Annotated in this window: 12 protein-coding genes; 8 read left to right on the forward strand and 4 right to left on the reverse strand. The window is 36.2% G+C overall.

Annotation, left to right across the window (positions count from 1 at the left end; all coding sequences use genetic code 11):
* The first annotated feature begins 27 nt into the window (after positions 1-27).
* On the forward strand, positions 28-882 hold the full coding sequence (locus MHI10_RS09660; RefSeq protein WP_340784993.1) for a hydroxymethylglutaryl-CoA lyase: 855 nt from the start codon (positions 28-30) through the stop codon (positions 880-882).
* 110 nt (positions 883-992) lie between these two features.
* Positions 993-2,759: a DNA helicase RecQ gene (gene recQ, locus MHI10_RS09665; protein ID WP_340784996.1), complete on the forward strand. Its 1,767-nt coding sequence runs from the start codon at positions 993-995 to the stop codon at positions 2,757-2,759.
* Between the two features lie 64 nt (positions 2,760-2,823).
* Here the strand turns inward: recQ and msrA are convergent, their stop codons facing one another.
* Positions 2,824-3,339 (reverse strand): peptide-methionine (S)-S-oxide reductase MsrA, encoded by a 516-nt coding sequence (gene msrA / locus MHI10_RS09670; protein ID WP_340784998.1) that lies wholly within the window; start codon positions 3,337-3,339, stop codon positions 2,824-2,826.
* Positions 3,340-3,519: 180 nt separating this feature from the next.
* Here msrA and MHI10_RS09675 point away from each other — a divergent pair, with 180 nt between their 5' ends.
* From MHI10_RS09675 to MHI10_RS09695, 5 genes are all read left to right on the forward strand, one after another.
* On the forward strand, positions 3,520-4,206 hold the full coding sequence (locus MHI10_RS09675) for an MBL fold metallo-hydrolase (RefSeq protein WP_340785002.1): 687 nt from the start codon (positions 3,520-3,522) through the stop codon (positions 4,204-4,206).
* A 329-nt stretch (positions 4,207-4,535) separates the two neighbouring features.
* Positions 4,536-5,480, forward strand: a complete 945-nt coding sequence (locus MHI10_RS09680; protein WP_340785005.1) for an LCP family protein — start codon at positions 4,536-4,538, stop codon at positions 5,478-5,480.
* A 75-nt stretch (positions 5,481-5,555) separates the two neighbouring features.
* Positions 5,556-6,788 (forward strand): AI-2E family transporter, encoded by a 1,233-nt coding sequence (locus tag MHI10_RS09685; protein WP_340785007.1) that lies wholly within the window; start codon positions 5,556-5,558, stop codon positions 6,786-6,788.
* A 193-nt stretch (positions 6,789-6,981) separates the two neighbouring features.
* Positions 6,982-7,401 carry a MarR family winged helix-turn-helix transcriptional regulator gene (locus MHI10_RS09690; RefSeq protein ID WP_340785009.1) on the forward strand — a complete coding sequence of 140 codons (420 nt, stop codon included), beginning with the start codon at positions 6,982-6,984 and terminating at the stop codon, positions 7,399-7,401.
* Between the two features lie 121 nt (positions 7,402-7,522).
* On the forward strand, positions 7,523-8,335 hold the full coding sequence (locus tag MHI10_RS09695) for a DUF4097 family beta strand repeat-containing protein (RefSeq protein WP_340785010.1): 813 nt from the start codon (positions 7,523-7,525) through the stop codon (positions 8,333-8,335).
* Positions 8,336-8,446: 111 nt separating this feature from the next.
* Here the strand turns inward: MHI10_RS09695 and MHI10_RS09700 are convergent, their stop codons facing one another.
* Positions 8,447-9,610: an aminotransferase class I/II-fold pyridoxal phosphate-dependent enzyme gene (locus MHI10_RS09700; protein ID WP_340785012.1), complete on the reverse strand. Its 1,164-nt coding sequence runs from the start codon at positions 9,608-9,610 to the stop codon at positions 8,447-8,449.
* Positions 9,611-9,793: 183 nt separating this feature from the next.
* Here MHI10_RS09700 and MHI10_RS09705 point away from each other — a divergent pair, with 183 nt between their 5' ends.
* Positions 9,794-10,609 carry a hypothetical protein gene (locus MHI10_RS09705; protein ID WP_340785015.1) on the forward strand — a complete coding sequence of 272 codons (816 nt, stop codon included), beginning with the start codon at positions 9,794-9,796 and terminating at the stop codon, positions 10,607-10,609.
* Between the two features lie 59 nt (positions 10,610-10,668).
* On the opposite strand, the gene MHI10_RS09710 is transcribed toward MHI10_RS09705, so the two are convergent.
* Positions 10,669-11,682, reverse strand: a complete 1,014-nt coding sequence (locus MHI10_RS09710) for a DUF4179 domain-containing protein (protein ID WP_340785017.1) — start codon at positions 11,680-11,682, stop codon at positions 10,669-10,671.
* Positions 11,679-12,197: a sigma-70 family RNA polymerase sigma factor gene (locus MHI10_RS09715; protein WP_340785019.1), complete on the reverse strand. Its 519-nt coding sequence runs from the start codon at positions 12,195-12,197 to the stop codon at positions 11,679-11,681. Before MHI10_RS09715 ends, MHI10_RS09710 begins: the two co-directional genes overlap by 4 nt.
* Positions 12,198-12,361 lie beyond the last annotated feature (164 nt).

Consider the following 12,361-nt stretch of genomic DNA (forward strand, 5'->3'; position numbering starts at 1 on the left):
TTTTGTATTTATTCGAGGAGGGGAATTATGCATTTTCCAAAGCAAATCGAAATAATCGAAGTCGGTCCTCGTGATGGGCTTCAAAATGAACCGATTTTTGTTTCAACTGAAAAAAAGCAAACACTCGTCAAACTTTTAGCAAAAACAAGAGTAAAGCGAATTGAAACGGCATCATTTATACATCCAAACGCAGTACCACAAATGGCGGATGCGAAGGAAATGGTGCGATTTAGTGTAGAACAAGGGCTATCATTTTTGGCGTTAACACCGAACAAGAAAGCACTGGAACTAGCCATTCAAAATCATGTGTCACAAATTGCTGTTTTTGTTGGGGCATCTGAAACATTCAATCAAAAAAATATACGGCGGACGATCGACGAATCATTAGCTGAATGCACGGAAATGTTTATGCGGGCAAAAGAGGAGCAATTATTTATTCGCGGCTATGTGTCCATGTGTTTTAGCTGCCCGTATGAAGGGGTCATTTCTTATGATCAAGTAAAAAAAGTTGTAAGCCATTTCGTCCAGCACGGGGTGGATGAAATTTCGATTGGGGATACGAATGGGCAAGCGAATCCTAAAATCGTGTATGAGCGCTTTCTAAAATTAAGAGAGGACTTTCCGCAAATTATATTTGTCGGCCATTTTCATGATACAAATGGCTTGGCACTGCCCAATATTTTAGCGGCGATACAAGCAGGTGTTGAAAGATTTGATGCATCCATAAGCGGTTTAGGGGGCTGTCCATTTTCACCAGGAGCAACAGGTAATGTCGCAACAGAAAAAGTCGTATCCATGCTGCATCAAATGGGTATTGAAACGGGGATAGATGAACGAAACTTAGCTGAAGCAAGTGCCTTTGTGAAAACATTATTCAAATGACGTCAAAATATTAAGTTTACATAATCATGTTATGTAAACTAAATTAATTCGTAACCTATGCCAAAAAAGAGTATAATAAAAATCACTATGTTTTATTTACTGGAGGTACTATGTTAAATCTTGCATTACAACAATTGAAAACGTATTTTGGCTATGATGCATTTCGTCCAGGACAATCCAATGTGATCGAAAATGTTTTAAATCGCAATGATACGCTTGTCATTATGCCAACAGGTGGCGGTAAATCACTTTGTTATCAAATTCCAGCCCTATGTTTGGAAGGGACAACGATCGTTATTTCGCCCCTTATTTCGCTAATGAAGGATCAGGTAGATATGCTTGTGTCGAGTGGGATTGATGCGGCGTTTATTAATAGTTCATTAAGCTTTGAAGAAGTACAAAATGTGATGTACCGCGTAAGAAGTGGACAAGTTAAGCTGTTATACATAGCGCCAGAGCGTTTAGAAAATGAACGATTTTGTCAGGAACTCGCTCAAATTCAAGTGCCGATCCTTGCGATTGATGAGGCACATTGTATTTCACAATGGGGTCATGATTTCCGTCCGAGCTATCGAACAATTCAAAAGTTACTTACATTATGGGAAAACAAACCGACCATCCTTGCTTTAACCGCTACGGCGACAAAGGAAGTTGGCCAAGATATTCGAGAATTATTAAGCATTGAACAGCACAGCACGTTTATTACTGGCTTCGAGCGCGATAATTTAAAGTTTTCCGTATTGCTTGGTGAAAATAAGGAAGCTTTCATTAAAAGTTTCATTAAAAATAATGCGAATGAAGCGGGGATCATTTATGCGTCCACACGTAAATCGGTGGAATCAGTTTATGAGTTACTAGCAAGAGCGGGAGTCAAAGTTGCTAAATATCACGGTGGCATGGCGGAAGAAGACCGGACATATGAACAAAACCGTTTCTTAAATGATGAAGTGCAAATAATGATTGCGACAAACGCTTTTGGGATGGGAATTAATAAAACGAATGTGCGCTTTGTCCTGCATTACAATATGCCGCGCAATATCGAAAGCTATTATCAGGAGGCCGGGCGAGCAGGGCGAGACGGTTTACCGAGTGAATGTATTTTACTGTATGCGTCAGCGGATGAACAAACACAGCGCTTTTTAATCGACCAAGCACAGGACCGTTCAAGAATTCCAATGGAGCTTACAAAACTTCATAAAATGATTGATTATTGCCATACAGAGCAATGTTCACAGCGCTATATTGTGGATTATTTCGATGATGAGCAAAATCATGCAGATTGTGGACGTTGTGCGAATTGCTTAGATGAGCGTCCGAAGCAAGATGTCACGGAAGATGCACAAAAAGTGTTGTCTTGTATCGTGCGCATGGGGCAAAAATTCGGGAAGCAAATAACCGCTTCTGTTTTAGCAGGCTCACGCAGTAAAAAGGTGTTAGAGTTCAACTTCCAAAAGTTACCGACGTACGGTATTTTACGACATATGAATGCGAAGGAAATTGCTAGCTTTATCGAGTTTTTAATTGCAGAAAAGCTGATAGAAGTGAGCAATGGGCAGTTTCCAATCTTATTTATTTCTGATGAGGGGAGAACGGTGTTAATGGGCAAACAACAAGTGCTGCGTAAAGCAATGTTGCCCATTAAAACGGTGTTCGAGGAAAATGATCCGCTATTTGAAGTGTTGCGTAAAATTCGTAAAGAAATTGCCGATCGCGAAAAGGTACCACCATTCGTTGTCTTTTCAGATAAATCGTTGAAAGATATGTGTGTGCGTCGCCCGAAAAACAGCGCGCAATTTTTAGAAGTGAGCGGTGTTGGGGAAAGCAAGTTAGAGAAGTACGGGAAAACTTTCGTTGATGCGATTATAGCTTATGAATAAAGGGTAAATGAAAACGCACGAATGCCATGTAATATCATGACGTTCGTGCGTTCTTTAATTGGTCTTATTCCCAATGCCCCTCAATAAACTCATCACGGCCTGATTTTGCGCGATCTTCTTTGTAATGGGCTTCTTCTTTTTTATAATAGTCTTGATGATAGTCTTCAGCTGGCCAAAACGTTTTAGCAGCTGTAATTTCCGTCACAATCGGCTTTTTAAAACGACCGCTCGCTGCTAGTTGAACTTTTGATTGCTGCGCTAACTTTTCTTGTTCTTCGCCATGTGTATAAATGACCGTTTTATACGATTCACCGCGGTCTTGGAATTGCCCGCCTGCATCTGTCGGGTCAATTTGCATCCAGTAAATTTCAAGTAATTGCTCGTAGCTAAACTTTTCTGGGTCAAAAATAATTTCAACGACTTCAACATGACCAGAGTCACCGCGCTTCACATCTTCATATGTAGGGTTTTCTATATGACCGCCCATATAGCCACTTGTTACTTTCTCAATTCCGTCCCACTGATCAAACGGCTTGACCATACACCAAAAACAGCCACCCGCAAATGTTGCCTTTTCCATCTTACATCACTCCAATATTCTAAATACTCAAATATGTTGCATTCTATCATGGAAAGGAAATCCAATCAATTTATTTGAAAACTTCGACATTATAGAAAGTATAGTATTATCATGTATGATGAATATGGGGAATATTCGGTCATTAAGAGCTTTAGTGATGAACAATATGGAGGAAGAAAAATGAAAATATTAGAACTACCAATTGAGTTTGAATTTAATGGACAAAAAAATTACATTTATCCAAGCTTAATTATTTTGAATAATGAACTAACCTTGGTCGATACGGGGTATACTAAGTTTCTATCTTTAATTGAAAATGAAATTATTAAAAATGGGTATGAAATGAAGAGTTTGAAAAATATAATCATTACTCATTATGATGATGATCATATAGGATCATTATATAATTTCAAAGAAAAATATCCTTGGATTAACATTATAGCAAGTGAAAAAGAATCAAAATATATTAGTGGTGAAATGAAGTCAGAGAGGTTAGTTCAAGCCGAAACCATGTTGGATAAGATGCCGAATGAAGAAATCGAATTTGGGAAATGGTTTGTACAGCAATTAAAGAATTTGAAGCATGTTTCAATTGATGAAAAGGTTCATGATGGGGATATGATTTTAGATAACAAGTGTAGAGTAATCGCAACACCAGGGCATACTTCAGGTCATATTTCATTATATTTTCCAAGTTTAAAAAGTGTAATTACTGGAGATGCAGCTGTTCATGAGAAACAGGAATTGGTTATTGCGAATCCACATTTTTGTTTAAATATTGAGCAAGCAGAACAGTCTTTGAGAAAGGTTAAAAATATACAGGCTGAAACTTACTATTGCTATCATGGTGGGAAACTGACTTCATAGTGATGCTAAACATAAATTTACCGCTCTCAAATTAAACATCATTAATACCCTTTCAATCAATTCAACATTGGAAGGGTATTGGCTTAGTAACGAAATAATTAATTATTTCAGTTCACAAGTTGAGGATGTTAACAGAAGTTCATCAAGAATCGTGTGATAACAGCTAATTAATCTACATAGTGTACATAGATTTTAATAATAGTGAAGCGCATTTGAATTATTTCGTATACAATAATATTAAACATGGGAATGGTATAAAAAAGGGGAAATTGATTGAATTTTCTGACCGCAATGCATCTTATTTTCGTATAGTAGAGGGGGAGTATGTAATGGAAGAGAATACGCGACAAACACGTCATCAAAAAAAGAAAAAATTGCGTAAAGGACGCTTCGTAATAACGATACTGCTATTAGTCATTGTAGCTACAAGTATTTATGCGTATGCGCAATTTAAAAGTGGTTTAGATATGGCTAGTGATACGAAAATAACTGTAAATGACTTTCAACCAGATGAATTCCAAGAGCGGATTGAAACGTATCTCATTATGGGTGTGGATGCACGGGGGATAGAAAAATCTCGTACAGATACGATGATGTTGCTCGCATGGAATCATGATACGAATGATATGAAGCTTGTATCATTTATGCGCGATATTTATGCGGATATCCCGGGCTACCAGTCATATAAGCTTAATACTGCCTATTTTTTAGGGGGCGTACCTTTACTAAAGGCAACGTTAAATGAAATGTTTGATGTTCCAGTGCATCACTATGCGTTAATTGACTTTAAAAGTTTTGAAACAATGATAGATATTTTAGCGCCAAATGGAATTAAAATGGATGTTGAAAAAAATATGGGCGGCGAAATTGACGTGGAGATTAAAAAAGGGCTACAGCAATTAAACGGGAAAGAACTTTTAGGGTATGCGCGATTCCGTTCAGATGCAGAAGGTGATTTTGGTCGTGTCAATCGTCAGCAAAAAGTGATTGAAGCTTTAAAGGATGAAATGTTATCTCCATCGAATGTGAAAAATTTCCCGAAACTTGTCGGAGCAGCGCAAGGGTATATTACAACGGATTTAACAGGAACGGATCAATTATCGACAATTTTTAAAGCGATAACAGGGGGCGACGGGTTGGATATCGAAAAAATGACCATACCTGCAGAGGGCAGCTATCAATTTGCCAATTATCGCCATGCGGGATCAGTCCTTGAAATAAATGTCGAAAAAAATAAACAATTGCTTCATGATTTTTTACAATTGCAGGAGTAAGCATAGCACCTTTCTACAAAATCCATGATAAAATATAGGAAATATGAAAATTTGGTAAAATGTTGGGGTGGTATTTTGGGAAACGACAACGAGAGAAATGAAGAGAAACGTCCTTTGCAGGAAAAATCGACGTTTTTCTCCACAAGCTTCATACGATTTTTAGGCGGGAAAAATTTATTGTTTTTCCTATTGATCACACTGTTACTAGGTGTCATTATCTTTGTTTACGATAAAATTTCTTTTATTTTTGCACCACTTCAAGTGCTATTTAATGTGATTATTTTACCGGGTGTATTAGGCGTTATTTTGTATTACTTATTACGACCACCATTGAAATTACTCGTTAAATGGAAAGTACCGCGCTCGTTAGGTATACTTATTTTATATATCGTAGTAGCTGGCTTCCTTACATTACTTGCGCTACTCGTATTTCCGTTTTTACGTGATCAATTTACAAATTTAGTACAGGATTTCCCGATTTACTTTATGTCTGTTGCTGAAACGATTGTGTCATTTTTAAACAATTCTCGAATTAATGAATATTTCCAAACGGTCAACTTTGAATTTGATGAATTTTTAATGGATTTCCAAGAAGATCTTGTCGTAACGGTAAAAGATACAATGGCAAATATTGCAAGCGGTGTTGCTTCAGGTATTACTGGGTTTGTTTCTACTGTGACAGGTATTTTATTATCCCTTGTCATCGTGCCATTCATTGCATTTTATTTATTGTATGAAGGCGAAAAATTGCCGAAATTTATATTGAAGATATTCCCGCCACGCATGCGAAATGAGGTAGGCGAAGTTTTACATGATATGGACAAGCAAATTAGTTCGTATATTCAAGGGCAAATTTTAGTATCCTTTTGTATCGGTATCATGATGACGATTGGCTTCACCATTATTGGTCTTGATTACGCATTGCTATTAGGGTTCATTGCAATGATAACGAGCGTTGTTCCGTATTTAGGTCCAGCCATTGCAGCGACTCCAGCAGGTATTATTGCGATCGTCCATTCGCCATTCATGATTGTCAAATTAATCATCGTGTGGACAATCGTTCAATTAATTGAAGGTAAATTTATTTCACCGCAAATTATGGGGAAATCATTAAGTATCCATCCGATTACAATTATTTTTGTGTTATTAACAGCGGGCTCATTATTCGGTGTACCAGGGGTCGTTTTAGGGATTCCAGGTTATGCTTTAATAAAAGTGCTCATTACACATGCGTATCGCTTATTTAAAAATCGGTACAATGCATTCCAAACAAATGAAGCGAATAAGTTTGAGGAAAAAGTAAAATGATTTTAAATCGGTGGCGCCTGCTGCCGATTTTTTTTTATCTAATAGTTAGCAAACTAATCTAAATAAAGCGGGAGATAGATAGGGATTCACTTACGATGGGGTACCTTGGTATTAAATAGTGTTTAAAAGCTAAATTATAATATATAATAACTATATATTTTAATTTTTAAATTAGATTTGAAGGATGATTATATTGGATAAAAATATGGATAATTCAATTCGAGCTTTAACGGAAGTAATGTTTAATATTCAAATGAAATCGAACAACTTTATGCATTTGCTTACTTATGACGAAGACCTTTCTGAAAATTTAGTTCTATTATTATTAAGACTAAAATTATTTAGATTTTTAAAAGTTACTGAAATTTCAGAGGCATTTCTCGTAACACCAGGTGCAGCAACGAATATGTGCGATAAACTAGAAAGACTTGATTACATTGAAAGAATACGATTAAAAGATGACCGTAGAGTAGTAAGAATTACTTTAACAAAAAAGGGCGAGGAAAGAGTGGATAAAATATTTTCTAAGTTTTCAATAGAAAATTTGGAGAATATTACAAATGTCTTATCTGAAGTAAATATTTTATTAAATAAAATTGAAAAGAACATTTAAAACAGATCATTAAATTGATCTGTTTTTTTGTTGATATTAACATTTAACGGTTATATATTATACATGTTAAATATTTTAATAACTAAAGTATTTAATTACCTAATGAAAAGAGGTAATAATATTGGAGAAAAATAAGCTTCTATGGGGAGGAATTATTATTGTGTCATTATTATTGTTAAGTTCATTAAATAATGTTAAAAATCCATTTGAATTCGAGTCGCAAATTAAAAAAGTGGATCGTATTTTTGTACAAACTGACCTTTCGAACATTCAGGTGATTAGCAATCATTCAGATTTATTTATTAAATATCAAGGTGAAAAAACAACATTTGGAGAGCCAAAGATTGAAATAAGTTACATTCATGACAAGGCCATTATTAGTGTATTTACAAACGGCATAGGTTGGAAAAAGTTTCTACCAATTAAGACACGACGAGGTAATCTCGTTTTAAATATTCCTCCACAACTATTAGAAGAACTACATTTAGAAACAAAGAACGGGAATATTGATATCGGTCAAACAACTGGAATAAATCAGTTATCCCTTATTTCTAATGTTGGTACAATTCATTTAGATAACTTTCAAGGTGAATTATTAAATGTGAAATCTGGGAATGGGTCTATTTATTTAGGCGAGGTAGATGGGCGAATTAATATCCGAAATAAAGTAGGAAGTTTAAAAAGTTTAACCCTCAAAAGTATAAAAGAAGAAAATACGATTGATGTTTCTAATGGGAATGTCAAGGTGAACCTACCGAATAGAATGGAGGAAGTAGGGCTAAATATTTCGACGAAAAACGGCACGATAAAATATACTGATAGCAAATGGCCAATCATCAAAAAGGGGGCAGGAAAAGAACTAAAAAATGAGCTACATAATAGTGATGGAAAATTAAATATATCTGTTTCAGTTGGTACGATTGATATTAATTAAAAGAACTTCATTTGTAAAAGAAAATTGAGTAGCCACACGGTCTATCTGTCCATATGATATTTGCCAATCAAAAACTGCATCTGATAAGGATGCAGTTTTTGATTGGAGAAATTATTGAACGAATGTTTTTAACCGCTCCACAGCTTTTGAAAGTTGTTCTACAGGCTGAACTAACGCAAGACGTACATAACCTTCTCCTGCTGTACCAAAGGCTGTCCCAGGTACCATGACAACCCCCGTTTTTTCAATGGCTTTAAAAGCGAATTCAACGCTATTTAAGCTGCTTGGAAATTTTGCCCAAACGAACATGCCACCATCACTCGGTGCGACTTCCCAGCCGATAGCAGTTAAGCCTTCCATTAATGTTTTATGGCGCTCAGAAAACGTTTTACGTAAGGGAGCCGTTATTTCCTCTGCATTGTCTAATGCAAGGGCAGCAACCTGTTGAATCGGCTCGAAAATACCGAAGTCTAAATTCGATTTTAATTGCTTAATAATCGCAACCATCTCTGCATTCCCCACAATATAGGCAATACGCGTTCCAGCTAAGCTAAAACTTTTAGAAAGCGAGTTAATTTCAAGCCCGACTTCCATTGCACCCGGCGTTGCTAAAAAGCTAATTGGTGCATCCCCTTTAAAGTAAAACTCTGAATAAGCAGCATCATGCAACACAATGATATTATGTTTTTTAGCAAATGCGACAACTTCCTCGAAATATTGGATAGAAGGCATTGCAGGTACGGGATTGCCTGGTAAATTTAAAATGAGCAATTTGGCTTTTTGTGCGATTTCTTCCGGCACAGCTTGTAAATCCGGTAAGTAATTATTTTCTTTCGTTAATGGCATATAGTAGGGCTCTGCTCCGGCTAAATGAATTCCTGCATCATACGCGACATATGCAGGGTTTGTTGTTAATACGATATCACCTGGATCACAAAATGCGACAGGTAAGTGCACTAACCCTTCCTGCGAGCCGATTGTTTGGACCACTTCTGTAGCTGGATCGAGCTTCACATAATTAATTCGCTCATAATAGCGACAAACAGCTTCGTTAAATGTTTGAATACCAGTTAACGTATAACCGTAAGAAGATGAAAGTGCTGATAATTCCGACATCTTATCGCGCAATTTTTTGGAAGGTGGGACATCTGGACTTCCTAGACTTAGATCGATTAATTCCATACCTTTTTGCTGTTGTAACTGTGCTTGTTTTTTTAAATCACCAAAAATAGCAGGCGCAAACAAAGCCATTTTTTTGGATGGTTGTATATTCACATGTAACACTCCTTAAAACTTTTAAAATGTATGCCCCATTTTATCATATTCATCCTTTATAATGGGGAGGATATTAAAAATCAGAATGAATCAATGTTTATTAAGCAAAAATTGAACACTCTGAGTAGCGTGTGTGATGAAATGAAAACATATATTAACCATAAATAACTAAGGAGAAAAATGATGGAAATTTATTCTTTAAGTGGTCCTAGTGGTACGGGGAAAAGTACGAGTGCGCTGCAATTTGCACATGATCATCAAATTCAAGCGATTATTGATGATGGTCTATTAATCGTGAATGGTGAAAAAGTGGCTGGTACTTCTGCAAAATTCGAAAAAAATGTGGTGACAGCTGTTCGCCGCGCTATTTTTGACGAGGAGTGGCATAAGGCAGATATAATTGGTGCTTTAGGCAATGTTGCTATTGAGTCGATTCTTATTATTGGCACGTCCGATAAGATGACAAAAAGAATCGCAAAACGGTTGGAATTAGGGGATGTTGATCACTATTATTATGTGGAAGATGTCCGTTCAACGAAAGAAATCCAAATGGCGCGCTTTGTTCGTGAAATCCAAGGCAAACATGTCATGCCAGTCCCATATAAGCAAGTGGAGCAAAACTTCTTCAAACGGCTTGTGCAAAGAGGAAAAGAGATCTTTTCACCGAACCGAGAAAAGCTAGGGGAAACGACGATTGTACGACCGGATTTCCATCAACAAACAATTACCATTTCGCATACGGTTTATACGGACATTATTAAGCACGTCGTAGCAAATAACCCGCACATAATACGCATGAATCAGTTACAGTTTTCTGTCGCAACTGTCCCAACGATGCGGATGGACGTATCGATTTTGGCACCAGTTAATTATTTTGTACCGGATATATTGAAACAACTTCAACAAGAAATTGCGCAAAGCTTTTTATTTCATTTCCAAGTGGAGCCTGAAGAAATTACGATTATCGTATCGAATACAGAGTCGAAAAAGCCGCATTAAGAGGAGAACACAGAAAGTCCACTATTCTAATTAAATGATAGTGGACTACTGGAGCATTTTTATTCTTCCTTAATCAATCTTAATTTTTCATAACCCTTCACAGATAATGAAAGGGGATCGTGCTCATTCCATATACTATAAGGGAATACTGAATTAATTGTAGTGTATCCATCAGCATATTCAATTCTCGCACCATTCGGAAAAAATTCTTCATTACTGTTATTTATTAATGCTGTATTGAAATAGTAATTTTCATCTTTAACATTACGATTGATTTTATAGGATATATGCATCGAACCGTTTGTTAACGTAGCTTGTAGTAATTCAAGACCTGCTACCTCATTTTCTGCTACAAAATCTTGTGTTTCAACAGTCCCAGGTTGTAAATCAAATATCCATTCTCCGTCTACAGAAATGACGCCCTCTTTATTGGTGTAAAAGTGCATCGTTTCAATAGCAATTTTCGCACCATCTAAAGGAGGAACAGCTTTCGCACTAGAATCTGCCAGCATTTCTAGAGTTGCGGTATTCTTTTTCAGATTTTCCAATTGAAATGTGTTTCCTGAAAACAATAATGGACCTGCTATTGGCTTTGTATCAGATAAATGACTATCGATCACTTCACCTTGAGCGTTATAGAGGAGATATTCCATGTCGATAAAATACAAATCATCCATTTGAATTTCTTCCGTTTCAATATTTAGTTGCAGGCCTAGTTTAAAAGCATCTGCAAAAAAATGTTCCATTGTAATTTTAATACCTTCTGATTGTGTAGCTTGACCTACATATTGCACATCACCGTTTTCACTCGCTGTATTTAATCCGGAATCATTAAACCCGAAAAAAGCTTGTAATTTCGCTAAGACCGTATCATTTGTTAATAAAATGGCTGAGCTTAATGCAATTGTTGCCACTGCTGCAGATACAGGCTTTAGCCATGATTTTTTTCTCTTTTTCTTTGACTGCTGACGAATTTTTTCATAGGATTGATCAAAAGTTATTCGAATCGATGAAGGTAATTCTTGCTCTTTATTCATTTCCTGCTGTAGATGTTCCTCTTCATTGTTTTTCATTGTGGTTGCGCCTCCTCAACATAATAATTGTTTTTCAAATGCTGTTTTGCCCTCGAAATTCTCGATTTAATCGTGCCTTCTGGTTCAGAAAGAAATTCACTAATTTCCTTTGTTGTGAGCCCATTTACATAGTAAAGTGTTAACGCAATCCGGTGATTATCATCTAAACTATTTAACATATCATCAAGCTCTAATGGTAAATTATCTTGATGAGTCAATGCATTGAGTGTTTCTGAATCAAGTAGTACCACTTGCTTATGCTGTTTCATAAATCGATAACAATTATTCAATAAGATGCGACAAATCCACGTATTAAAATATTGCGCCTTTTTTAACGTACCAATCTTTTCAAACGCTGTTAAAACCGTTTCTTGCAATAAGTCTGCAATATCCTCATCATTCAGTCCTAGTCTCTTTGCTGTACGATAAAGAATCAATTCGTATTGACTAATTAATTGAATAAACGCTTCTCCATCTCCTTTTTGCGCTTTTTTTACTAGAAATTCAAGTTCCAATTTTACCACCTCTTTTTTGCTGTCATATCGTTAGAGTATTTTGATATGTAATTAGTTGCGTGGAATGTAAATATTTTTAAAAGGGCCGTATTTTTAGGGGAACTTTCCGTTTGAAAGAATAAAATTGTAAGAGTAGGGGCGCGCTAAAATGAAATGATAAAAGC

Source organism: Solibacillus sp. FSL K6-1523 (assembly GCF_038005225.1).
Classification (GTDB): domain Bacteria; phylum Bacillota; class Bacilli; order Bacillales_A; family Planococcaceae; genus Solibacillus.